The sequence below is a fragment of the Candidatus Arthromitus sp. SFB-rat-Yit genome (assembly GCF_000283555.1).
Taxonomy (GTDB): domain Bacteria; phylum Bacillota; class Clostridia; order Clostridiales; family Clostridiaceae; genus Dwaynesavagella.
In genome coordinates this window covers 55,916-81,883 of the sequence record NC_016012.1, presented here as the reverse complement: position 1 = coordinate 81,883, position 25,968 = coordinate 55,916, and the positions used below count along the sequence as shown (strand labels likewise).

The 25,968-nt window shown below is 27.1% G+C and carries 24 protein-coding genes and 2 rRNA genes; 8 read left to right on the top strand and 18 right to left on the bottom strand.

Annotated elements, in window-relative coordinates; all coding sequences use genetic code 11:
* Nucleotides 1-20: 20 nt before the first annotated feature.
* The 3 genes from RATSFB_RS00395 to RATSFB_RS00385 form a co-directional block, all read right to left on the bottom strand.
* The gene (locus RATSFB_RS00395) at nt 21-629 is read right to left on the bottom strand and encodes a germination lipoprotein GerS-related protein (RefSeq protein ID WP_014094089.1); all 609 of its coding nucleotides are present in this window, start codon (nt 627-629) and stop codon (nt 21-23) included.
* An 82-nt stretch (nt 630-711) separates the two neighbouring features.
* Nucleotides 712-1,080 carry a holo-ACP synthase gene (acpS, locus tag RATSFB_RS00390; protein WP_014094088.1) on the bottom strand — a complete coding sequence of 123 codons (369 nt, stop codon included), beginning with the start codon at nt 1,078-1,080 and terminating at the stop codon, nt 712-714.
* 21 nt (nt 1,081-1,101) lie between these two features.
* Entirely contained in the window at nt 1,102-1,452 is a 351-nt protein-coding gene (locus RATSFB_RS00385) for a DUF6514 family protein (protein WP_014094087.1), read from the bottom strand.
* A 241-nt stretch (nt 1,453-1,693) separates the two neighbouring features.
* On the opposite strand from RATSFB_RS00385, the gene RATSFB_RS00380 reads away from it, so the two are divergent.
* Complete coding sequence (locus RATSFB_RS00380) at nt 1,694-2,908, top strand: FprA family A-type flavoprotein (RefSeq protein WP_014094086.1); 1,215 nt, start codon at nt 1,694-1,696, stop codon at nt 2,906-2,908.
* 77 nt (nt 2,909-2,985) lie between these two features.
* Here the strand turns inward: RATSFB_RS00380 and RATSFB_RS00375 are convergent, their stop codons facing one another.
* The 9 genes from RATSFB_RS00375 to RATSFB_RS00335 all read right to left on the bottom strand — a co-directional run bounded on the left by RATSFB_RS00375 (nt 2,986) and on the right by RATSFB_RS00335 (nt 10,904).
* Nucleotides 2,986-3,330: a single-stranded DNA-binding protein gene (locus RATSFB_RS00375; protein WP_014094085.1), complete on the bottom strand. Its 345-nt coding sequence runs from the start codon at nt 3,328-3,330 to the stop codon at nt 2,986-2,988.
* A gap of 106 nt (nt 3,331-3,436) precedes the next feature.
* Nucleotides 3,437-4,030, bottom strand: a complete 594-nt coding sequence (locus RATSFB_RS00370) for a cysteine hydrolase family protein (protein WP_014094084.1) — start codon at nt 4,028-4,030, stop codon at nt 3,437-3,439.
* Between the two features lie 4 nt (nt 4,031-4,034).
* On the bottom strand, nt 4,035-4,898 hold the full coding sequence (galU, locus tag RATSFB_RS00365; RefSeq protein ID WP_014094083.1) for a UTP--glucose-1-phosphate uridylyltransferase GalU: 864 nt from the start codon (nt 4,896-4,898) through the stop codon (nt 4,035-4,037).
* A 17-nt stretch (nt 4,899-4,915) separates the two neighbouring features.
* The gene (locus RATSFB_RS00360) at nt 4,916-5,767 is read right to left on the bottom strand and encodes a glycosyltransferase family 2 protein (RefSeq protein ID WP_014094082.1); all 852 of its coding nucleotides are present in this window, start codon (nt 5,765-5,767) and stop codon (nt 4,916-4,918) included.
* 61 nt (nt 5,768-5,828) lie between these two features.
* Nucleotides 5,829-6,860 carry a mannose-1-phosphate guanylyltransferase gene (locus tag RATSFB_RS00355; protein ID WP_014094081.1) on the bottom strand — a complete coding sequence of 344 codons (1,032 nt, stop codon included), beginning with the start codon at nt 6,858-6,860 and terminating at the stop codon, nt 5,829-5,831.
* Between the two features lie 21 nt (nt 6,861-6,881).
* Complete coding sequence (locus RATSFB_RS00350; RefSeq protein ID WP_173362850.1) at nt 6,882-7,559, bottom strand: sugar transferase; 678 nt, start codon at nt 7,557-7,559, stop codon at nt 6,882-6,884.
* 76 nt (nt 7,560-7,635) lie between these two features.
* Entirely contained in the window at nt 7,636-8,928 is a 1,293-nt protein-coding gene (locus tag RATSFB_RS00345; protein ID WP_014094079.1) for a lipopolysaccharide biosynthesis protein, read from the bottom strand.
* Nucleotides 8,929-8,944: 16 nt separating this feature from the next.
* Nucleotides 8,945-10,060, bottom strand: coding sequence for a glycosyltransferase (locus RATSFB_RS00340; protein ID WP_014094078.1), 1,116 nt, complete (start codon nt 10,058-10,060; stop codon nt 8,945-8,947).
* A 7-nt stretch (nt 10,061-10,067) separates the two neighbouring features.
* Entirely contained in the window at nt 10,068-10,904 is an 837-nt protein-coding gene (locus tag RATSFB_RS00335) for a YihY/virulence factor BrkB family protein (protein WP_242821403.1), read from the bottom strand.
* Between the two features lie 196 nt (nt 10,905-11,100).
* Between RATSFB_RS00335 and RATSFB_RS00330 the strand changes: the two genes are divergently transcribed.
* A complete protein-coding gene (locus RATSFB_RS00330; RefSeq protein ID WP_014094076.1) occupies nt 11,101-12,090 on the top strand; it encodes an LCP family protein in 990 nt (329 codons plus the stop codon).
* 20 nt (nt 12,091-12,110) lie between these two features.
* Nucleotides 12,111-13,043 (top strand): DUF4214 domain-containing protein, encoded by a 933-nt coding sequence (locus tag RATSFB_RS00325; RefSeq protein ID WP_014094075.1) that lies wholly within the window; start codon nt 12,111-12,113, stop codon nt 13,041-13,043.
* A 42-nt stretch (nt 13,044-13,085) separates the two neighbouring features.
* Here the strand turns inward: RATSFB_RS00325 and RATSFB_RS00320 are convergent, their stop codons facing one another.
* Genes RATSFB_RS00320 through RATSFB_RS00310 form a run of 3 tightly spaced genes read right to left on the bottom strand, consistent with a single transcriptional unit; the run spans nt 13,086 to nt 16,738 of the window.
* Nucleotides 13,086-14,483, bottom strand: a complete 1,398-nt coding sequence (locus tag RATSFB_RS00320) for a hypothetical protein (protein WP_014094074.1) — start codon at nt 14,481-14,483, stop codon at nt 13,086-13,088.
* Between the two features lies 1 nt (nt 14,484).
* A complete protein-coding gene (locus RATSFB_RS00315) occupies nt 14,485-15,594 on the bottom strand; it encodes a glycosyltransferase family 4 protein (protein WP_014094073.1) in 1,110 nt (369 codons plus the stop codon).
* A 28-nt stretch (nt 15,595-15,622) separates the two neighbouring features.
* The gene (locus RATSFB_RS00310; RefSeq protein ID WP_014094072.1) at nt 15,623-16,738 is read right to left on the bottom strand and encodes a glycosyltransferase; all 1,116 of its coding nucleotides are present in this window, start codon (nt 16,736-16,738) and stop codon (nt 15,623-15,625) included.
* Between the two features lie 170 nt (nt 16,739-16,908).
* Between RATSFB_RS00310 and RATSFB_RS00305 the strand changes: the two genes are divergently transcribed.
* The 4 genes from RATSFB_RS00305 (at nt 16,909) to RATSFB_RS00290 (ending at nt 20,510) form a co-directional block, all read left to right on the top strand.
* Nucleotides 16,909-17,958: an acyltransferase family protein gene (locus tag RATSFB_RS00305; RefSeq protein WP_014094071.1), complete on the top strand. Its 1,050-nt coding sequence runs from the start codon at nt 16,909-16,911 to the stop codon at nt 17,956-17,958.
* Nucleotides 17,959-18,031: 73 nt separating this feature from the next.
* Nucleotides 18,032-19,033, top strand: a complete 1,002-nt coding sequence (locus RATSFB_RS00300) for an LCP family protein (protein WP_014094070.1) — start codon at nt 18,032-18,034, stop codon at nt 19,031-19,033.
* A 76-nt stretch (nt 19,034-19,109) separates the two neighbouring features.
* Nucleotides 19,110-19,847, top strand: coding sequence for a M15 family metallopeptidase (locus RATSFB_RS00295; RefSeq protein ID WP_014094069.1), 738 nt, complete (start codon nt 19,110-19,112; stop codon nt 19,845-19,847).
* A 420-nt stretch (nt 19,848-20,267) separates the two neighbouring features.
* Complete coding sequence (locus RATSFB_RS00290; protein ID WP_014094068.1) at nt 20,268-20,510, top strand: AbrB/MazE/SpoVT family DNA-binding domain-containing protein; 243 nt, start codon at nt 20,268-20,270, stop codon at nt 20,508-20,510.
* Between the two features lie 21 nt (nt 20,511-20,531).
* On the opposite strand, the gene rsmI is transcribed toward RATSFB_RS00290, so the two are convergent.
* Nucleotides 20,532-21,362: a 16S rRNA (cytidine(1402)-2'-O)-methyltransferase gene (gene rsmI, locus RATSFB_RS00285; protein WP_014094067.1), complete on the bottom strand. Its 831-nt coding sequence runs from the start codon at nt 21,360-21,362 to the stop codon at nt 20,532-20,534.
* A gap of 116 nt (nt 21,363-21,478) precedes the next feature.
* Between rsmI and RATSFB_RS00280 the strand changes: the two genes are divergently transcribed.
* A complete protein-coding gene (locus RATSFB_RS00280; RefSeq protein ID WP_014094066.1) occupies nt 21,479-22,831 on the top strand; it encodes a lipid II:glycine glycyltransferase FemX in 1,353 nt (450 codons plus the stop codon).
* Nucleotides 22,832-22,856: 25 nt separating this feature from the next.
* Here RATSFB_RS00280 and rrf read toward each other — a convergent pair.
* Together rrf and RATSFB_RS00270 are read right to left on the bottom strand one after the other, a co-directional pair.
* Nucleotides 22,857-22,973: ribosomal RNA gene (gene rrf, locus RATSFB_RS00275) — 5S ribosomal RNA — on the bottom strand.
* A 57-nt stretch (nt 22,974-23,030) separates the two neighbouring features.
* A 23S ribosomal RNA gene (locus RATSFB_RS00270) occupies nt 23,031-25,924 on the bottom strand.
* Nucleotides 25,925-25,968: the final 44 nt, after the last annotated feature.

Here is a 25,968-nt window from a genome sequence, read left to right as displayed (position 1 = left end):
TTCCTCCTAAGCTCAATAAACTAATATTCAAACAACTGTAAATCAATATCTTCTAAAGTTTCAAAAGTTAAATACTCTACTAAAATCCTAACCTCTTTATTAATATCAAATATTTCAAGTTTAATAGGGGAGCACTTTTCCATATCCAAATACAAAACAGCAGAATTTATATTTAAATTGTTTATAGGTAAATTGACCTCAGCTCCGTAAAAACTCTTGATCTGATCCCCTTCTCCATAAGATTCCTTAAAATATTTTACTTGATCCATTGAATAAATCAATTTTATATATTCATTTAGAAAAGTATATTTATACACTTCATCAAAATTTTTGTCTAAAAAATATTCCCTATTATTTTCTAGATCCTTCACAAATATCTTATCATCTTTATATATGTATATACGATCCTCTTCCAAGTCCAATCTATAACTTCCATTAGAACAACTATACTGCCTTAAGAACACACTTTCTTCGCTTCTCTCATTTTTAAATGTAATCCTTACATCAGAAACATAATTTTTAATTCCCTTAACATAATCAAAGGCTTGTTCAGGATTTTCTATTTTTTCAATTTTACAAGAAACTACAATAAACAGAAATAATATAAAAAATACAATAATTTTTTTCAAAATAAGTACATCCTCTCTAAAATTTTATAGATAATACTTATTCACTCTATTTTTTTTTATTACTTATTAATATTCTTTATAATTAATTTTCTAAAATAATGAATGATACTACGTAATCTCTTTCATTTGATATAGTTATACTCACGTTATTATTCAGTTGTTTTAGACCATTTAATAAATTTAAATACGGTCTTCCATCTTCATACCTTAAAACTTCTACATCTTTAAATTTAAAATTTTTTAGTTTATGGGATGATGATATAGATTTAAAAAATGCTTCTTTAACACAAAGGTTAGAAGCTATCTTATTTACATATTTTTTTTTATTCTTCTGAGTATTAAACATATATATTTCATTATCTGTAAAATACTTATTTAGAAATCCCTTATACTCTAAAAGAGATTCTACTCTACATATTTCTAAAATATCGCATCCAATACCTATTATCAAATTCTTACACCAAAACTCTCTTTAAACTTTTTCTTTAAATCTTATTTTAAAATTTTCTCTAAATACAGAACTTATATTATCTTCTAAAACATCGATTAAATGGAATGGAGATACTAATTGTTTATGTAAAGTTCTGCAAATTTCTTTAACAAACTCCAAATTACAACTTATAATTTCAACTTTTTCACTCTCACTTACTTGTTGTCCATCTTTTTTAATCAAAACCTTATCTATTTGTATTCCATATACAAGTTTAGAATCTATTTTATCTCCAATATCCATTACAATTTCACTTTCAACTACTTTATAATAATACTCTATTATTTCACTTAAACTATACTCTCTTCCTTTCAATACCTCAATTACTCTCATAATTAATACCTTCCTAACAAATAATATAATACAATAAATTTTAACACAATATTTTTTAGTAATTTGTCATTATTTCAAAATTTTTCATATAAAAATAAATATTTTATGCGACAATTATCGATATTATATTTATTTTTTCATTTTTATATCTTATTTAAAAAATATTATTTTGACTAAAATATTATTTAAAATTTATAATATTAAATATAATCACAATTAAAAAATAAGAAAGGATTTAAATATGAAAAGTTATAAAATCCAAAACGATTTATTATGGGTAGGTGCTCTAGACCCAGAACTTAGAGTATTTGACATAATAATGAATACTCCTTATGGTACAACTTATAATTCATATGTAATTATAGGAAGTGAAAAAACAGCAGTTTTTGAAACTGTAAAATCTCAATTTTTTGATCAATATATAGAAAGATTAAAAGAAGCTAATATAGATCTGAAAAAAATAGATTATTTAGTAGTTAGTCACACAGAGCCAGATCACGCGGGATCTGTTGAAAGAATGATAGAGTTGTGTCCAAATATTAGTATAGTAGCTTCACCAACTGCTATAAAATATCTAAAAAAAGTTGCTAATAAAGATTTTAAATACATAGAAGCAACTCAAAATTCATCAATATCTTTGGGGGATAAAACTCTTGAATTTATATCTGCTCCATTTTTACATTGGCCAGATACTATATATACTTATGTTAAAGAATTAAAGACTTTAATAACTTGCGATTCATTCGGAGCTCATTATTGCACAAACAATATTTTTGACGATTCAGTTGAAAATTATGAAGATTATATGGATGCATTAAAATATTACTATGACTGCATATTTGGACCATTTAAATCATTTGTACTTAAAGCACTTGATAAAATTAAAGATCTAGAAATAAATTATGTATGTACAGGTCATGGACCTGTTTTAAGAAAACATATACAAAAAGTAATATCTTTATACAAGGAATGGAGTACTCCTCAACCTAAAAATGAAAAACCAAAAGTTGTTGTATGTTATGTATCTGCATATGGGTATACAGAAACACTTGCTAAAGAAATTTCAAAATCCATATGTGAAAATGGGGATATAGACTTAAGTATTTATGATGTTATAAATCATGACAAAAATTATTTATTAGATGAAATAAACTCAGCAGACGGTATATTATTTGGTACTCCAACAATAAATTCAGATATGCTCGAGCCAATTCGTGATTTATTAACACATTTAAATCCATTAGTTCATGGTGGTAAAATTGCAGCAGTATTTGGTTCCTATGGATGGAGTGGTGAAGGAATTCCTAATACTGAATCTAGACTTAAAGAATTAAAAATGAACCTTTTAACTCCTTCACTTAAAATAAACTTTAAACCATGCGAAAAAGAATTGAAAGATGCACAAAATTTTGGACGTAAATTTAAAGAAAAATTACTCACATCACTAAATAAATAATATTTTAAATAAAAAGGGACCACTTCATACAAAGTAGTCCCTTTTTATATCAAGATTTAAAAATAAGTTTAATATTCTTACTGAACATTCATTTCAACTTTATGTTGATTCCTTACAAACTTAAAATCTTCAGCAACAACATCACTTATATATTTCTTATTACCATCTTTATCCACATAAGATCCCATTCTAAGTCTTCCACCTACACTTATAAGATCTCCTTTATGAAGATGTTTAAGAATAATATCTCCCTTTTTGCCCCAAAAAGAAACTGGTATAAAATCAGCTTTTCTTTCTCCATCAGGCTCTTTATAATCTCTATTTACAGCTATAATTATCTTTATTAAAGTTTTTTGAGAATCTTCAATAATTCGTTGCTCAGGATCTTTAACAAGTCGTCCAACCAACAATATCTTATTCAATTTAAATATTCCTCCTAATTACAAATAAATCCTTTTATATGAATTATTTCTAATTTCGGTAAGTTTATACAATTTTAAATGTGTTTTTAAGTATATAATTAAAAAATTATATATCGACTTCTATTAACTCTATACCCATATTTTTCATTAAATATAATGAAATTTTCAATACCTCATCTCTTGGATGATTAATATCATCATATGTTTCTATTAAATTAACAGGAATTATTATATCAAGGTTTTTATTTATGTGATTTAAATAAGCCTTAAATGTTAAACAAAATTGTAATACACATATATCTGCGCAACACCCCACAACCACAAAGTTAAAATCATTTTCTATATAATTACTAAACACACTTAAAAATCCATTCGAAAAAAACGCATTAGTTGAATTTTTAGAAAGTACATAGTTAAAATCTATACTCTTCAATTCATCACAAAATTCGCTTTCTATTGTTCCTTTTATACAATGATGTGGATAAAAGTTAAATTCACAATCATGTATATTATGACTATCATTTATAGCAACAATATTTGAAAATTTTTTACTATAATATTTTATATCAGAAGCTATACTTGATATATAATTACTATTTAAATTACCTACATCAGTAAATCCTTTAATCATATCAATTACTATTAAAACACTTTTATTATAATCAACTATAAATTTACTATCTGTTTCTATATTAATCATAGATTTACCTTTCTTTTAAATACCCTCTTAATTCTTGATTTATACTATCATCTTTCAATGCATAATCAATCATTGCTTTTAAATATCCAAGTTTATTTCCTATATCATATCTATTACCTTCAAAATTATAAGCATATACATTCTCATTTGAAACCAATTTTAATATAGAATCTGTAAGTTGTATTTCACCATTTTTACCAACTAAACTCTGTTCTAAAAATTTAAATATATTATGACTTATTACATATCTTCCAAGAATAGCCTTATTACTTGGAGCCTCCTCAATAGACGGCTTTTCAATTAAATTTTTAACTTCATATAAATTTTCGCAAACCTCTGTTCCATCAATAATACCATACTTAGATACATCTTTTAAATCAACATCCTGAACTCCTAATACACTTCCTCCATACTCATCGTATACGTCTATTAATTGTTTTAAACAAGGTTTTTTATCACTACAAATCAAATCATCTCCAAGCAATACACAAAATGGATCAGAACCTACAAAAGTCTTAGCCTGATATATAGCGTGCCCTAATCCCTTCTGCTCTTTTTGTCTAACAAAACTTATATTAGCCATACTAGATATATCTCTAATAGTATTGAGCATCTCATAATTTTTAGATATTTCTAAGATATCTTCTAATTCCCTAAAATTATCGAAATAATCTTCAATACATTTTTTGTGTTTACTTGTAACAAACAATATATCTGTAATACCCGAATCAATTGCCTCTTGTACTATATAATGTATAGTTGGTTTATCTAAAATTGGCATCATCTCTTTAGGTATAGATTTTGTTGCAGGTAGAAATCTTGTACCAAAACCCGCAACTGGAATTACAGCTTTTTTGATTAATGACATATAACATAACTCCTTAATTAAATTTTATATTCTAAATAACCCTTAATTCTTGATTTCATTCGCTCCTTATACAAAACAAACCCCTCACTATTGAATTTTACCACACTAATAGCCATACCAAAAATAGGTTTTAAAATAGAATCTCTAATTAAATAATCAAAAATCAAAACATTCCCTCTACGCAACTTAACATGTTTCTTTAATGTAGCTCCATACCCAAGTCCATATGAATATGTTTTATTAATAGAATCATTTTTATTAGGATGGTATACTATAAAATTATTTAGAAACATACCTTTATAACCTCTATGTAATAACTCTAAAACCATATCACTTTCTTCACCAGATCCATACCTTCTTCCAACACCAAGATTTTCATCAAAAAATATATCATCTATATTTTTAAATTTCACAAATATAGACGGGCTTATAACTGTTCTGAAAATGTTTTTATCAGTTATTTCAATATCCCTATCATACCATCTTAAATTTGCATCTTCACCAGTACTTCTATCTCTTAATCTAAAAGTAAGAAAATTTATGTGTTCATTTTTATTAAAAAAATTATTTATATAGTTAAGTATACCCAAACTATATATACAGTCATCATCCGGAAATGCAATAATATCTCCCGTAGCATATTTAATACCTATGTTTCTTGCTAAAGATAATCCTTTCTCCTTTATTCTTATATGATTTATATAAAACTTTTCCTTATACAACGATATCATATTTCCCAAAATATTTTCATCATTTTGATCTACTATAATAAGTTCAAAATCTTTGTAATTTTGTAGATCTAATGAATCTAAAAACACCTTTATCTCATCAACTCTACCTAATGTAGCCATTATTAAAGAAAATTTCATAATATACACTCCTTAAAATAAAAAAGGGTAATTATTATTTTAATAACTAACCCCCTTAAAATCACATATAGTCTCGTGCAAGATTTATATCCTGAGCATGTTCTTTAGATGAAACTACTATATACTCATCCGTTTCTACAATTATTAAATCACTAACATTATTTAATAGAATCTTCTTTTTTATCAATACAGTATTATTATTAGATTTCATCAAAACACCTGATGAATTTAATATATTTCCATCTAAATCTTTCTTATTATACCGATCAATACTGGACCAACTTCCAACATCATCCCAACCAAAATCCCCTTCAATAACAGAGATATTACTATATTTTTCCATAACACCATAATCAATTGAAATATTATCTGTTAATCTATAATTTTCATTTATAAATTTTTCACATTCATAATCTGAAAGCTCTAAAATAGGACTCAAAACTTTATATGTATTATTTAAATATTTGTCTATTAAATTCAAAATCAAATTTACATTCCAAACAAAAATACCACTATTCCAGTAATAATTCCCTTCATTCAAATATTTCAAAGCTGTAGTATAATTTGGTTTTTCTACAAACGAAATAACTTTATTTATCTTAAGTGAACTGTCCAAATCATAATTTATATATCCATACCCTGTTTCTGGTCTATCAGGTTTAATTCCAAAGGTAATAATACTTTTATCATTACTATATAAAAATTTATCAGCCTCTAACACAGTATCTACAAATACTTTTTCATCATTTATTAAATGATCCGAAGGTAACACTATAACATTACAATTATTAAACTTCTTTTTTACATACAAGTTAGATAAACAAATACATGCGGATGTATTACGTGATTCAGGTTCAACTATTATATTTTGGGGTGAAATATCCTTTAACTGTTCTAAAACTAAACCTTTATATTTTGAAGTAGTAGAAATAAAAATTCTATCTTTAGGTAAAATCTTACTTATTCTATCATATGTCATTTTTATCATAGTCCTATTACCTAAAAGATTTAAAAATTGTTTAGGTTTTTCTTCTGTGGATAGTGGCCAAAATCGAGTACCTTTTCCACCAGCCATTATAATAGCACATAACATATATTTTAAACATCTCCTATATTAACTTGCAGTTTTATCCCCAAATAATACTTTAAACGTCTTTATTATTAAAATTATGTCTAAAAATAAATTTCTTTCTTGAACATATTTAATATCTAACTTCATCCATTCAACAAAATCAATCGTATTTCTCCCCATAGTCTGCCAAAAACATGTTAATCCTGGTCTAATAACAAGCTTATCAAGCATCCATTTTTCAAATTCCTTAACTTCTATTGGTAAATTGGGTCTTGGTCCAACTAATGACATATCTCCTTTTAAAACATTTATAAGTTGTGGCAATTCATCTAAGCTAGTTTTCCTTATAAATCTACCTATCTTCGTAACTCTTGGATCATGTTTTATTTTAAACATAGGACCAGACATTTCATTTTTATTTTTTAATTCCCTTAATATATCTTCTGCATTCTCAACCATAGATCTAAATTTATACATTTTAAAAATTCTACCATTTTTACCAACCCTAAACTGAGAAAATATAACAGATCCTCTAGAATCTAATTTAATTAATATAGCTATAACTAAAAAAATTGGAGATAAAATTATTAAAGCTATTAGTGATACAACTATATCTAAAGACCTCTTTAATATCTCATAAACAATTGACTTCTTATATTTTTTATAAATATGTATAAAATGAGTATCCATATTAACATCTAATAAATATATATTTTCCAAATACAATCCCCCATTTAATACCTTAATTAATAAAATAATTTTAACATATAATATTTTTGTAGTCTATCAAAGCAAATTAAACCTTAAATTTTAACTTTCTATTTATAATAAAAATCTGCATAAATATAACAAGAGAAACCTGTATAAACTGTGCAATTATAATACCATTTATATTAAATAAACCTGTCAAAATAGGTATACATAACAAATAAACTAAATTAGCAATCAACACAATATTCACATTATATTTTATGCATCCCAAGGATAAAACTAAAGGGTAAATACCTACAAATGAAAATTTAAATATAACAAACGATAAATAAAACATTATATTTACTATAAATTTATCACCATTTAATATTAGAATATTTACCCAAATTTTATGTGATAATCCTAAAAATATAAAAATTATTACTCCAAATAACATTATATAAAAAAATAACTTTTTTACTAAATTTAAAGAACTTTTTATATTACCTTCAGATACTTTAGTGCTTATTTCTGGGTATATTATATTAACTAAAGGAGAGGCAATTTTAGCAATAATTCCTCCTATTTTTTCAATAAGCTTATAAACACTTATAAATTCTACACCTATATATCTATTAATCATAAAGGGAGTTAAGTGACTTATGGGAACATCTAATGTAGTCATAAGATTACAATAAAAATTAAATTTTAAAAATTCCTTATCCCATATAACTTTAGTTTTAAATATATATTTAATATTTGTAACATTAAGTATCCATTTTGTAAATGCTAATATCATAATCATATTAACTATTCCAAATATGAGTTCAACCCATATAAAATATAACATATCTACCTTTACAAAAAACGATAATACATAAAAAATAAATTTCAACGAATTAACAATCACATTTATATACGTGGAATACTTAAATTTATCAAATACTCTAATTATACCTATTCCAGTACCTGTTAAATTAAAAAGTATAGAAAATGAGTATATATTAATCAATCTTATTAAACTCTTATCTAAATTAAATATACGAAATACCATCGCTATACATAAATTACAAAATATAAATGAAATTATAGCTGTTACAATATCAAGTATAAATCCCTGTTTTATGTATTGCTTAATCTTATTTACATCATTTGATATTATATATTGTGGTAAAAACTTAATTATTGAATTAAATGACTGAAAATTAAATATTGTATCAAACACCAATACATAAGATATAACTAAATTAACACTTGAGCTGACATTTAACCCCAAAACTCTAATCATTATACTTAAATTAAGTAATGTCAATACGGATGAAAATCCATCTCCTAAAAATACAATAACAAAATTCTTTATAATCTTATTGTCAAATAGCTTCTTAAAATCAAAACTCATCTATAATATTCCTTGTTTAAAAATTTATGATATCAAATATTTTATTAAGTACATTCTTCCTGTTAAACTCATAATTATCTTTATTCATTTTAGAAATATATCTGTTTTTCAATTCTGGATTATTAATTACCTTTAATATACCACACTTAATCCCCTCTTTTGAATTATCAACTATAATACCATATTCCCCATTTTTTAAAACTTCTCTAGCCCCAGCAGTATCAGTCGCTATACATATTTTACCTAAATATAATGATTCAGCTAAAACTAAAGAAAAAGATTCAGAATATGATGGAACTATTACATAATCGCTCGATAATATATAATCATAAACATCCTCTTTAAATGGTATAAACTTAATATTATTACTTAAATTATTTTTAAAAACATACTCTTCTAAATATTTTTTCAATGACCCATCTCCCAAAATGAAAAGAGTTATATCACTATACCCCATACAGAGTATTTCCTCAAAAGATTCAATAAGCCTTCCTACTGACTTTTCTTTTTCAATTCTCCCAACATATATTATTTTTGTTGTTTTATATTTATTAAATACGTTATTAAATTTAAATTTTGTATAATTTTCTAAATTTTTATCTAATAAATTGTAAACGATTTTTATTTTATCTCTAAATCCAAATTTGTCTGTAAAAGACTTAGCACATAACTTAGAAACACAAACTATATTATCAAATTTACTATAAAACTTCTTTTCATTTTCATAAGAAAATATCTTATTTGTCCAGTGATAATTACTAAAATCCGCATGAATCCACGCTATTTTTTTGCTATTAGATAGCGATCCACTTATAACTTTAGTTGCAAATCCTTCCAAAAATGAAATCTCAATATCAAATTTTTCTCTAACAAACATCTTATATAGTATTTTCGAGCTTAAAAAACCTAAAACTTTGTTTGCAAGTTTCTTACCAAATAAAGTTTTAAATGCATATATAACTTTGATTTTACTTGGAATTTTATTTAAATAAATCCCTTCTTTTCTTAAAACAAGAAGTGTTACATCGTAATTTTCATCTACAAATGAATTCAATAAATTGATAAGAACTCTTTCAGCTCCACCACCTTGTAAATTATAAATACAAATTAAAATCTTTTTCAGATTTGACACCCCTATACTAATTTAAAATTTTTTTCGTATTGTTAAACTTTAATATTTCCAAATTTTTATTAGTTAGTATAGCATTTATCTCTCCACCTAAAAGTATTATCATAGACGTTAAAAAAAGCCATATCATTAAAACGATTACTGTTCCAATACTACCATAGAGAGTTGAAAAATTATATAAATTGTTTACATAATATGTAAATCCAATAGATATAACTATCCATCCTATTGTGGTAAATATAGCTCCCGGTAGCACCCATCTAAGTTTCTTTTCTTTAACAACTGGAACATAATAATATATTACGGCAAAAACCGTTACCATTAAGGTTATTATAAACGTATATCTAATTAAATACCATGATTTCAACACTATATTGACATCTACATAATCAACAAAGAATTTAACAAATAAATCTCCAATTATACCTCCAAATACAACTAGTATTAACATTAATACAATCAATAAAACAAGACCTATAGTATATATAATGGAAAGTATTATCTTTACAATATAACTTCTTGTATCAACCACATCATAAGCCTTATTAAGCCCTCTCATAATAGCTCTAAAGCCTGCCGAACTAGACCATATACTTAAAAATAAGCTCAAAGATAATAACGATCCTTCTCTTGAATCAATTACAAATTTTACAATATTGTGAATTAAAAGGTAAATTTCATCAGGCAGAAGTGTTTGTAAAAATATTAAAACTTGTTGGCTATCTAATCTTAAAAATCCTATTACTGTCATCAAAAAAATCAAAAATGGGAAAAAAGCTAAAACAAAACTATATGATAACTGCGAAGAAAGGGCTATTAACTCATCATCATCCATTTTTTTTATCAAAATATATATAAAAAATATAATTTTCCTAAATATTTTTTTCAATATTTCACCCACTTCTATAAAGATATGCTGAATATTTATTATACCACAATAAATAAAATTTTAATTCTATATAACTATTAATAATATTATTTATTATATTTATAAAATTTATTGAACATAATACTTCTTATATAAATAATTACGGGGTGTTAATATGTATAGCTTAAAATATAAATTCTTATTAGTTTTCATGATTTTACTCGGCTTTATAGGATACTTTACATATTTTTACGAAAATACTTTTCTTAAAAAAGAAAATATTGTTTCATTTAATAATGAATTATTAGGTATAGAAGAAAGTATTTTAAATAAATTTAGCGATAAAAAAATTACTAATATAGCTCTATTTGGTTTAGATTTTAGATATGAACATGAACCTAAAAGATCAGACTCAATAACAATAATAACAATAGATGAGCAAAACAAAAAAATAAAATTAAACTCTCTGATGAGAGATTCTTTAGTATCAATTGATGGTTTTGGAAATGATAAATTGAACCATGCATATGCTTTTGGAGGGCATGAACTTGCTATTAAAACATTAAATAAAAATTATGGATTAAATATAAAAGATTATGTAACAATTAATTTCTACAATGTTCAAAAAATAATAGATTTGATTGGAGGAATACCTATAGATATCAAATCTAAAGAAATACCCTATTTAAATAAATGCATACAAGAAATAAGTCACATTCAATCAAAGGAACCAACTTATATAACAAATGATGGTCTTCAAATATTAAATGGTATACAAACTTTATCCTATGCGAGAATTAGAAAAGTTGGAAGAGATGATTATGAAAGAAGCGAAAGACAACAAAAAATACTCATATCTTTATATGAAAAAGCTAAAACCATACCTTATAATAATTATTTAAAATTTATAAATATGGGACCTGAATTGATAGAAACTAATATATCAACAACAAGAGCATTATCTTTAGTAAAAAATATAGTCTTTAATAAAATTAACGCTATAGAACAAATGCGTTTTCCTCTGGATAGCGATTGCAATAGTGCTTTAATTAATAATATTTGGTACTTAAAATATGATAAAGAAAAAACTCGGGATATAATGCAAAAATATATATTTGAAGATATACATCCATATGGTGATTCAGATAAATCTAATTGTAAGTAAATATTTTTAAAAAGGTTGGGATGATTTTGAAAATATACAAAAATCTTTTCATAGCAATATCACTGTTATTTTTAACCTATTCTGTAAAAGTTAATGCAGCACAAAATGAAAACACTTTGACGCTAACAACTAATATAAATACTATAGAGATAAATAAAGAATTTTATATTTCATTAAACTCAGAAAATATATCTTCGTTGTATACCATTACATTCGAATTTAAATTCAACCCAAACATAATAGAAATATTGTATATAGAACCAGGTGAATATTTCAAAAATAATGAAGTGGAATTTGGTAGTACTTTTATAAATATCGATAATAATACAAAGATTTTAAAATTCTTCGAAACATTTACAGGAATAAACACAGGAGAAAATAATGTAGAAAAATGTGAATTAATTAAGATAAAAGCAAAACTCCTTAAAGAATGCAAAATACCACTACAAATAATAAATACAAACAATGATCTATTTATTGGATTACCAAATATAAGATCCACTTTAGTTGATAATCTATTAAATAAAATTCCATTTAAAAATAATATATCATATATACAAACTAAAGAATTTAATAGTGATGATGATATTAAACTTTTCATATCAGATGTATATAAAAAAACATTTTCAAGAACTCCTGAAGAATATGGGTTTAATTATTGGTATAATAAACTTATTTCACAAGAATATTCTGTTCGTGATTTCCTTTTAAATATCTTAAATGAAAAAGAATTTTTAAATAGAAATCTATCTAATCAGGAATTTATAACATCAATGTATTCCATAATAGCTAACAGAGATCCTGATCAAGTCGGATATACTTATTGGTTAAATATGCTTATTGATTTAAAAGATAAAATGGATGATAAAGATGCTAAATCCCAAATAATACTTAGAATATGTAATGAAGCTGAATTATCAGAGAGATCTCATAAATTAAATTTAAAGTTTTAGAGCATAAAAAAATAGAAATGAGTTCAACTCATTTCTATTTTTTTAACTATTAAATTCCTGATTTAATTTGTCTATAGTTTTATTAGAAATATCTCTCTTGTTATATAAACTATCTCCCAATGCCATATATATCCACACATAAATAAAATACGGCTCAGGTACAGATGTTACAAGAATTATTATACTGGTTAATATTAAATAAAAAACACTTCTATTATTTTCTTCATTTCTATTCCTAAACAAATATATAAATCTTGAAGTGAAATAATATATAATAGGAATCATACCTATTAAGCCAACTTGGGCACACCACATAGATAATAAATCATTTGAACGTAACGTTCCGAAACCAACACCTGTAAATAAATTTTTCAAGAATATTCCCATATGATATGAAAATAATTCCATTCTTGTACTACCCGAATCATCAAGTCCCAATAACTTAAGAGCTAAAATCAAAAACCTATACCCAACTATCTTAAACAAAACAAATAACAAAGCTATTAGAATAATAATTAAAATTATACTTTTAAACTTATTATTCTTTACATATTTATAAACTTTAAGAGTTAATACCTCCTGTATGAACTCTTTATTTTTCTTGTTAAAAATCTCTTTCAATAAATCAATAATCAATACAATAAATATTATAGCTATTGCTAAATAAAAACTTGATGATCTATTTAATAAAGATGTAATTATAATCATCAAAAACATAGCTATATCAAATTTATATAACTTCCTTTTTCTTAATCCATTTATTATATTTACAAAATAATAAACGCATATAGGAGTTATGAAAAGCGCTAACATAGACGGCTCATTCGTAACAGAAGAGATACGAGTAAGTCCAGTTTCTAAATACTGTACTAAATGAGCGTAATTTGTCCTAAATAAAAAATCAAAATATATATGATATGTAAAAAATTGTAAAAATCCTAAAATAATTATTGTAAAAGCTGTTACATCAATTATTTTTTTCATATTAACTTTAATTTCATTTGTAAACACTATATAACTTGCTATATATATAATAAATGCAAATAATAAATATAAATATTGTGTTACATTTTGAATCGAAAATGAAATATATGTAAATGGGGAATCAGGTGTAAATACCAATGTATTTTTTGAATAAACAATTGGTAATACAAGCGATATAGTAACGTATACCATAAAATAAAATAACCCATTTAATATCTTTACCTTCTTTAAGGTATACCTCTTTATAATTAATTCATATATAACCTTTACAATAAAAAAACTTCCAACTATATAATAACAAAGTATAGAATTTCTTGAATTAGTCAAATTTATCATGCTAGTTGCTGTAAAAGCTGACATAAAAAAAGTAAAATAGAAAAGCGTTCTAGTTCTTGTAAATAAAAACAAATATACTGTAATAATTAAAACAACTATTCCTATAAGCGTAAAATACATCTTAAACCCCTTTCATAACCTCATTATACACCTTAATTGTATCACTTGCACATTTTCTCCATGAATATTTATTTAACGTACAACTATAATCATAAGATTTATTTTGATCCTTTAATTTTAAAATTTCATTTAACATTTTGGAAAGATATATGTAATCTTTTGAAGGAAAGTAATCTACCGATTCACCTAAAACCTCTCTAAGACATTCTACATCCGAAACAATAGTTCTAATCCCATAACTCATAGCTTCAAGGGGTGGTAATCCAAATCCTTCATAAATAGATGGATAAACAAACACACTAGCATTTTTATACAAAAATTTCAGCTCATCATCATTTACTCTTCCCGTAAAAATAACTCTGTCAGAAATATTTAACTCTAAAACTAATTTGTGAACATATTCATACATCCACCCATTAACTCCAGCAATAACTAATTTAATATTTTGTATATCATCCATTTTATTAAAAGCTTTTATAAGTGTATCTATATTCTTTCGAGGGGAAATTGTGCTGACAGTTAATATGTATTTTTGTGTACCTAAATTCAATATTTTATCAGAAATATTTTTATCGCATATATTACTATTACTCAAACTATTAAACCCATTGTAAACGAGATCTATTTTTTTATCTATACCACTGTAATGTTTAATCAACTCTTTTTTTGTAAAATTTGTTATCGATATTATTCGATTAGCTTTTTTGACTGAAAAATTGGTCATAATATTTTTCCAAATCAAGGTTTTATTAGTAAAAACACCAGTTAATATTTTAAAAGCTAAATCATGTACTGTTATTACTATTTTACTACTGTTTAAAAATAAAGGAGCTATACTGTCTGGATAATGTATTATACTACCTTTATATTTTTCAGAAACAAGCTTCGGTATATATATCTGTTCAAATAAATTGCGATCTTTAGAGTTTTTTATATTTCTGAAAATTATTAGGGATTTTGAGTCAACGAATCTATAATCTTTAACATCCTCTTCTCGTACTATAATCTTAATGTCATCTTTTAATTGTAAATATAACTCTTTAGATAATTCAAAGCTATATCTACCAATACCTGCACTAATAGATTTTTGAAGTGCATTAAATAAAATCATATGTCTTCTCCCAATTTAATGTATATTTTTACAAAACTATCCATTTTTTGTTATTCTTAAATTCTTCTACTTTATCATATACAAAATTGCTTATCTTGAACTTAAAAATTTCTTCATCAAATTTTTCGGCATGAACCCTTATTTCTTCAGAATTAAATTCCATCTTACAAAATTCATTTATAGCTGATTTTAGAGAACTTATTGTTTGATCATAAAAAAACAAACCTGTTTTTTCATGAACAACAGTTTCCAAAGCTCCTCCTTTTCCATATGCTATAACTGGGGTTCCACTACATTGTGCCTCTAATGATGTTATCCCAAAATCTTCTTCTCCTGGAAATAAAAACGCTCTAGCCTCTCTATAATATTTTTTAACAACATCATCCGATTGCCTTCCTAGAAATTTTATATTATCATGTTTAACTTTCTTAACTAATTTTTCTTTCAACGGACCCTCACCTATAATTATTAACGGCATATTAAGCTCATTAAAAACTTCAATAGCTAAATCTACCTTCTTATATTCTTGAAGTCTTGATACAATCAAAAAATAATCTTGTTTTTTATCACACACCTCAAAAAATCTACTTCTTACAGGTGGATGTATAACAACGCTATCTCGTCTATAATGTTTCCAAATTCTATTAGCTACATTTTTAGAATTAGCAATAAAGTAATCTACCCTATCTGACGAAACATTATCCCAAATCCTCATATAGTTCATTATATATTTTGTAATGAACCTTTTAAATTTACCTGAATTTTCTATGTATTCATAATAAAATTCCCATCCATACCTCATAGGCGAATGACAATAACAAATATGGCAAGTATTTGGATTTGTTACAATACCTTTAGCACAAGATGAGCTACTACTTAATACGACATCATATTTATTCAAATCAAATGTTTCAAACGCTGTTGGCATTAATGGCAAAAACTTTCTATGATCCTTACGTGCAGATCTGAATTTTTGCAGAAAGGAGCCATATATATTCGCATCCTTAAGTATACCCTCTAACCTATCCTTATTATAAACACTTGTATATATCGGAGCATTTTTGAATAATTCTAAAAAATTAGTAATAACTCTTTCAGCTCCTCCCATAAATGGTAACCAGTCATGCACTAAAGCAATATTCATAAATTCACTCCTATTTTTTTCCATTTAATCCTAGTATTCTCTATTATAATAAAAAATAAATTAAATTTCATAAAAATACTAATATTTTTTATGATTTTATGCAAAAAATAAACCAATTAGTTTAAAATAAACATTATGTTTAAAGTGATTAATTTAAAGGAGACATTTTAATGATATCAGAAAAACAATCAAATAAAAATCTAACTGAATTCAATTATCTAAGAGCTATTGGTATAACTTTAGTTGTGCTAGGTCATTCGTTTCCATACATCAAAGATATAAATATTCCAGTATATAATTACATTCATTCTCTTATTTATTCATTCCATATGCCACTTTTTTTTATAATATCTGGTTTTTTTGCAAATAAAGCCTTTAAAATAAATTCATTAAAAAGTTATAAAGAATTTATCTTTTCTAAATTTAAGAGATTAATGATACCATACTTTATAATAAGCACTTTAACCATACCCATAAAACTTATTTTAAATAAATTTTCAGAAAGACCTATAGTATTATCAGAAATCATAAAAGATATATTATTTTTACCTTGGAACAACCCTATAATATTTTTTTGGTTTATATATGTGCTATTTTTTATATTTTTAATTACACCAATATTAATAAAGATAAATAAATACATAGTTCTATCGTTGCTACTTTTTACATCAATACTCAATATATACAATATAGAAATTTTAGGTATATCTACTTTATTAAAATATGCTATATTTTTCTTTATAGGTTTATATATACACCCCTTGTATATGAATTACAGAGATAAAATTTTAAATATCAATATAAATAAACTTAAAAATAAACTATTTATAGTGATACCATTTATAATATTCTTAATGAATTTTAACATTGATTTTAATTCATTGAATATATTTTCTAAATATTTAACAAATATTTTATTTATTTTAAAAAGTTTATTAGGAATATATGTTTCCTATACAATATGTATATTATTTTTTAAATTTAGAGATATTAAGCTAATATCAAATGTATTTAATACTCTAAATAAATACAGTTTCGACATATATTTGTTATCTTGGTTTGCTCAAATATTTGTAAGAATACTATTACTTCAATTATTAAATTTAAATTATAATATTGTAGTTATAATATCATTCTTAGCTGGATTCTCTCCTATTATTATAAGTAAATTAATTTTTAGGAAGTCAAAGATATTAAGAAAATTTATACTTGGTATATAAAGTATATAATTTTTATTTTTAATCTATTTGTGATATACTTTAACAATTAATTGATTAATTAGAGGTAAGTCAAATGTTTAATAATATTTCAAATGATACTAAGAAGATGATCCGTATATCAATATACTTAATTATTGTTTTTGTTTTATTTGTAGGTGGATTTTTTACAGGCAAGAGCTTAAAACTTTTATCGAAAATTGCTCCAGAAAATCAACTAGATAGAAATTCTATAGGATTATCCAATCCATCAACAGATATAGATTTTTCAGATAACAAAATCGTAACTTTTGCTGTATTCGGATTAGATAGAAGGGATAAAAATGAAATACCAAGATCTGATGCAATAATGCTTGTTACAATTGATACATCAAGAAAAAAAATTAAACTTACATCTGTTATGAGGGATATTTATATAACCATAGATGGCATTGGAAAAGATAAATTAAACCATGCATATTTTTATGGAGGACCTGCATTATCTCTAAAAACAATTAACAATACCTTTAACATGAATGTAGAAGATTATGTTTCAGTAGATTTTTTCAATTTACCTACTATTATAGATGATTTAGGTGGAATTGAATTAGATATTAAAAAATCTGAAATAAATAATTTAAATAAATATATACAGGAAAATCAAAGTTTATTAAATATTAGTGGAGAACATTTAATAAAAGAGTCTGGAGTTCAAACCGTTTCTGGAATTCAAGCTCTTTCATATGCGCGTATAAGAGATGTTGGTGATGGAGATTTCGAGAGAACAGAAAGACAAAGAAAAGTAATACTAGCAATGATTGAAAAAGCTCAATCTATTTCACCATTAAAATTATCAAAGTTATTAGAAAAGAATATAGATGCAATTGAAACTAGTTTATCTTTAAATAAAATACTTTCACTCGGTGCTAATCTACTTTTAAACAAATACACAATAGAACAAACACGTATTCCATTTGAAGGAGATTATGACGATGGGGGTAGGATTATAGACGGCATTTGGTATCTAACCTTCGATAAAGAAACAACTGTAAATAAATTTAAAAATTACATTTACAATGATGTATTAGATCAAAAATAAAGCTATGTAATTTACATAGTTTTATTTTTTTTATGCAAAATATGTGTAGGTGATAATATTGAATTTTATTGGTAAAATGTCTATACTTATACTATCATTTAGTATTCTCCTTATAGGAGGAGGACTTTATTACACATATGATTCATTAACGCAAATTGATAAAAAGATTACAATTAATAATTTTAAAAATACAACAGAATCTTTATATAATTTTGATGTATCTATAAATGGTCTTAAGCTATTGAATTCATTTCATCATGACATGAGTTTAGATATTAGATATGCCTCTAAAAATAATTTTACACATACAGTACTTTATGATGCTGATGCATGTATACTACAAGAAAATACTCTTAAAAAATTATTAAATGCTCAAGAGGAATTCAAATCACTTGGATACAAAATAAAAATATGGGATGCATATAGACCCTTTTATATACAAAAAATATTATGGGATATAGTTCCAAATAGTAACTATATAGCTAATCCCTATACTGGTGGATCTAATCATAATAGAGCATGTGCTGTTGATATTACACTGACTGATTTAAACGATATAGAAATAAATATGCCTACTGGTTTTGACGAATTTTCAGATAGAGCTCACAGGAGTTACATAGGTGCATCTGAAATACAAATAAAGAATGCAGAACTCCTAAAAAACATAATGATAAAACATGGTTTTAAACCAATATATACTGAATGGTGGCATTTTGATGATGCTAATTATTCTAATTATCCTATAATTAATATCAGCATAAATGAATATCTTCAAATTATAAATACTAAAATGAAGGGAGGTGAATTGCAATGAAAATAAATATTTCTAACGATACTTGTGAGTTATTAAAAGCACAATTATCAAAAAAATCTAAAAAATATATACGGATTAATATGGCTGGCTTTGGCTGAGGAGGCCCTTCTTTTTCAATTGTTCTGGATGAACAAATAAATGCTAATGATATTATCGTTAATGTAAATGATTTAACTATAGTTGTTGATAATGAATTTGAAGAATTTTTAGATGAATCTACAATATCTCATTCCAAAAATTTTATAGGAACAACTTTTAAGGTTAAATCTAAACATTCATCATGTTAAAAAGACTATATCTTTAAGATATAGTCTTTTTTTGTCATTTTTTGTATTGTAAAATGTTGACAATTATTTTAAAAAAATGTATATTTATGTTTATAGTTGATAGGTAAAAATTATTTAGTTTGGGAGGATTTACATGAAATCAACTGGTGTTGTTAGAAAAGTAGATGAACTAGGACGTATTGTTATTCCAATAGAACTTAGAAGAACACTTGATATAGGTGAGAAGGATTCACTGGAAATATATGTAGATAGAAATCACATAATTCTTAAAAAATATGAACCAGCGTGTGTATTTTGTGGTAACTCTAAAGACATAACTACGTTTAAGGACAAAAATATATGTAATAATTGTTTATTAGAAATAAATAATGTATGATACACAACCTCACTTTAAAATTTATGTGAGGTTGATTTCTTTTGTAACCAATTTATATACATAATTTTTCTTTATACCATATTCATTACATATCTTATTTATATTATCTTTATTTGTTATCCCTAGATTCCTATTTTTTATAAACTCTTCTATTATTTGAATATCTTCTATGACTTCAATCTTTTCATTATTTTCTATACAAATTACATATTCCCCCCTAATTTTGTCATTTGAAAAATATTTTATTGAATCATCAATTGTACCTCTAAAATTCTCTTCAAACATCTTTGTCAATTCTCTTCCTATATATATAGAAGTTTCCCTACCAAACTCATCTCCAAGTATATTCAAAGTCTTTATAAGTCTATGTGGCGATTCATAGATTACAAGAACTGTTTTAATATTTTTAATTAAGTTTATTTTATCTCTTAACTTTTTAGATTCCTTTGGAAGAAAACCTATAAACGTAAACATCTCATTATAAAATCCACTTAATATTTTCCCATTTATAACCGCACAAGCTCCCGGTATAACATCTACATGTATTCCTTCTTCTATACATTTATTAACGAGAATTTGACCTGGATCACTTATGCAAGGCATACCCGCATCACTTATAATTCCATATTTATTACCACATTTAATATCTAATATAATCCTATCTAAAATTTTAAATTCATTAAACTTATGATAAGATATTAACTTTTTCTTTATACCATAATAATTTAAAAGTTTAAGAGAACACCTTGTATCTTCACATAATATAACATCACATTCATTAAGTATCTCTATAGCTCTATAAGTAATATCTTTCATATTTCCTATTGGAGTTCCTATTATATATAAACCCATATAAAATCCTCTCATATAAATTAATTCATAAAGATTATATTATAATTCCCTTTTATTGAAAATGTTTTTTTTTTACTATATACTATTAACTGAGTATAGTTGGAAGGAGTTCTTAAATGACTTATAGCTTTAAAGAAGGTAGCTCTGAAGAATTAAATAAATTTTCATTTAATTCTCCTAAAGGGCATATTTTTCAAACTACATATTGGGGAAGTTTTAAAAAAGAGTGGACAAGTAAATCAATAATAGGATTAGATAATAAAAATAATATTGTTTTATCATGTATTATGCTTATAAGAAAATTACCAATATTAAATAAAAATATTGCATATATACCTCGTGGTTTTATATGTGATTATACAAACTTTTCAATTTTAGATGAATTTACTTCTTATCTCAATTCATATGCTAAAAAAAATAAAATAGCTTTTATTACAATAGATCCAGATATACACATTAAAGAAAACACTAATGAGGTAACAAAAAATGCAGATATAATATTAAATCTTAAAAAACTTGGTTATATTGAAAATAGCTCAAAAAACTTTGAAAATATTCAACCAAATTTTGTATTTAGACTAAACCTGGATACAAACTCTGAAAATAAAACAAATGAAGAAATTAAACTAAATATCCTAAATAAATTTTCAAGTAAAGCAAGATATAACATAAAACTTGGAATTGAACGAGGACTTAGTGTTGAAAGCTATACTTTTGATACATTAAAAGAAAATAAACTTGAAATTTTTCAAGAGCTTATGGATATAACAGGCAAGCGTGATAATTTTATAGTTAGAAAAAAAGATTACTTTTTTAATATGTTAAAAACTTTAAATCCCTACTGTAAACTTTATTTGGTAAAATATTCTTATGAGGCTGATAAAAAAAATATCTATAAAAAATTAAATGAATGTAAATTAAATTTAAATAATTCACATTCAAAATTATATAATTTGCAAGAATCACTAAAATGTGAAAATGATGAGAAAAAAATTATTAAACTTAAATCCAAAATAGAAAGTAAGACTAAAGAAATTAAAAATAACGAACTTCAATTAACATCTCTTGAAAACAAATTAAACACCATTTCCATATACAAAAACAAAGAAATATACTTATCAGGAGCAATATACTTAACATGGGGTAATAAAGCTTGGTATTTATATGGTGCCTCTCACAATATTTTAAGAGATACAATGCCAAACTTCTTAATGCAATACGAAATGATTAAAGATAGCATAGATAATAATTGTTCTATATACGATTTCAGAGGTGTTTCTGGAGATTTAAATGAAGATAATCCACTATATGGATTATATAGATTTAAAAAAATGTTTAATGGTGATTTTGTAGAATTTATAGGTGAATATACATTGATTTTAGATAAGTATATATATACATTTTTCAAAAAAATATTTCCAAAATTCAAAGATGTAAGAAATTTTATATTCCAAAACAAAAAGAAGTAAGAGCGATGCTCTTACTTCTGAAACAAACTGGCAATGACTTACTCTTCCATAGGGGTAACCCTAAAGTACCATCAGCACAGTGTAGCTTAACCTTCCTGTTCGGTATGGATAGGGGTGTTACCTACACGTTATAATCACCAGATACTGAGAAATATTTTAATCTCTCAAAATTGTATATAAATAATAACTTGCTAAGTATTTGGTCAAGCCCTCGACCTATTAGTATAAATCAGCTAAATATGTTACCATACTTACACCTTTTACCTATCAACCTTGTGTTCTTCAAGGGGTCTTACTAGCTTACGCTATGGGAGATCTTATCTTGAGGTGGGCTTCACGCTTAGATGCCTTCAGCGTTTATCCCTTCCTAACTTAGCTACCCAGCCGTGCTCCTGGCGGAACAACTGGTTCACCATTGGTTAGTCCATCCCGGTCCTCTCGTACTAAGGACAGCTCCTCTCAAATCTCCTGCGCCCGCGACGGATAGGGACCGAACTGTCTCACGACGTTCTGAACCCAGCTCGCGTGCCGCTTTAATGGGCGAACAGCCCAACCCTTGGGACCTACTTCAGCCCCAGGATGCGACGAGCCGACATCGAGGTGCCAAACCTCCCCGTCGATGTGAACTCTTGGGGGAGATCAGCCTGTTATCCCCGAGGTAGCTTTTATCCGTTGAGCGATGGCCCTCCCACGAGGTACCACCGGATCACTAAGTCCTACTTTCGTACCTGCTCCACTTGTAGGTGTCGCAGTCAAGCTTCTTTATGCCTTTACGCTCTACGAAGGATTTCCATCCCTTCTGAAGAAACCTTTGAACGCCTCCGTTACTCTTTTGGAGGCGACCGCCCCAGTCAAACTGCCCATCTAACAGTGTCCTGTACCCAGTTCATGGATTCCAGTTAGAATTTCAGTAATATCAGGGTGGTATCCCAACATCGACTCCTCTAAATCTGGCGATCTAGATTCCCAGTCTCCCACCTATCCTGTACAAATATTACCAAAACTCAATGCTAAACTACAGTAAAGCTCTACGGGGTCTTTCCGTCCAATCGCGGGTAGCAAGCATCTTCACTTGCACTACAATTTCGCCGGATTTGCAGTTGAGACAGTGCCCAAGTCATTACGCCATTCGTGCGGGTCAGAACTTACCTGACAAGGAATTTCGCTACCTTAGGACCGTTATAGTTACGGCCGCCGTTTACTGGGGCTTAAGTTCACCGCTTCTCTTACGATAACAGCTCCCCTTAACCTTCCAGCACCGGGCAGGCGTCAGCCCCTATACTTAAGCTTTCGCTTTTGCAGAGACCTGTGTTTTTGATAAACAGTTGCTTGGGCCTATTCTCTGCGACCATATCTCTATGGCACCCCTTCTCGCTAACTTACGGGGTCAATTTGCCGAGTTCCTTAACTGCAATTCTTCCGCTGGTCTTTGGATTCTCACCTCGCCTACCTGTGTCGGTTTGTGGTACGGGCACTAATTATCTACCTAGAAGTTTTTCTCGTCAGTGTGAAATCAGATACTTCGACTCATTCGTCTCCCCATAAAGAATCAACTTAAACACATATATGGATTTTCCTCTATATGCTATCTCTTCTCTTAGACCAACCTCCATCTGTTGGCTATCCTATCCTTCTGCTTCCCTCCATCGATCAATCAATAATTAGTGGTATCGGAATCTCTACCGATTGTCCATCACTTACGCCTTTCGACCTCAGCTTAGGTCCCGACTTACCCTGGGCGGACGAACCTTCCCCAGGAAACCTTAGGCTTTCGACCATTAGGATTCTCACCTAATTCTCGCTACTTATGCCAACATTCTCTCTTGTATAAAATCCACTATTGCTCTCGCTTTAGCTTCAGCTCTTATACAACGCTCCCCTACCAATGTTTCCATTCCACAGCTTCGGTGATGAGTTTTAGCCCCGTTTATCTTCGGCGCAGAAACTCTCGACTAGTGAGCTATTACGCACTCTTTAAATGAATGGCTGCTTCTAAGCCAACATCCTAGTTGTCTTAGAATCTCCACATCCTTTACCACTTAACTCATACTTTGGGACCTTAGCTGGTGATCTGGGCTTTTTCCCTTTTGTCCAAGAATCTTATCACTCTTAGACTGACTGCTAATAAACAAATATAGGCATTCGGAGTTTAATAAGGTTCGGTAACCTTACGGCCCCTAGCCCATTTAGTGCTCTACCTCCTATATTCTATAAATTAACGCTAGCCCTAAAGCTATTTCGGGGAGAACCAGCTATCTCCGAGTTCGATTGGAATTTCTCCGCTATCCACAATTCATCCCATGGTTTTTCAACACCAACGTGGTTCGGTCCTCCACGAAGTTTTACCTTCGCTTCAACCTGATCATGGATAGGTCACCCGGTTTCGGGTCTACAACATGCAACTATTCGCGCTATTAACACTCGATTTCTCTTCGACTCCAGTCCTTAAGACCTTAATCTCGCTACACATCGTAACTCGTTGGCTCGTTCTACAAAAAGCACCTCATCACACATATTACGTGCTCTGAGCGGTTGTAAGCACACAGTTTCAGGTTCTATTTCACTCCCCTTCCGGGGTTCTTTTCACCTTTCCCTCACGGTACTACTCCACTATCGGTCATCAGGTAGTATTTAGCCTTGGGTGGTGGTCCACCCTGCTTCCCACAAGGTTTCTCGTGTCTCGTGGTACTCTGGGTAAGTCCCTCTCAATTTCAGTTTTAAATTACGTGGCTTTTACACTCTTTGGCTTAGATTTCCATCTATATTCATCTAACTTACTCTCTCAATTATAGACTCCCTCAACCCCCAAGTTTCCTTGGGTTTGGGCTCTTCCCCTTTCGCTCGCCGCTACTTAGGGAATCGATATTTCTTTCTCTTCCTACAGGTACTTAGATGTTTCAGTTCCCTGCGTCTACCCTCTAATAACTATTTATTCATTACTAGATACATAGTCTCTCACTATGTGGGTTCCCCCATTCGGAAATCTACGGATCAATAACTATTTGCGTCTACCCGTAGCTTATCGCAGCTTATCACGTCCTTCATCAGCTCCTGATGCCAAGTCATCCTCTGTGCGCTCTTAGTAGCTTGACCTATTTGTTATATATTTTTTCCAGCTCTTAAATTACTATTGCTAA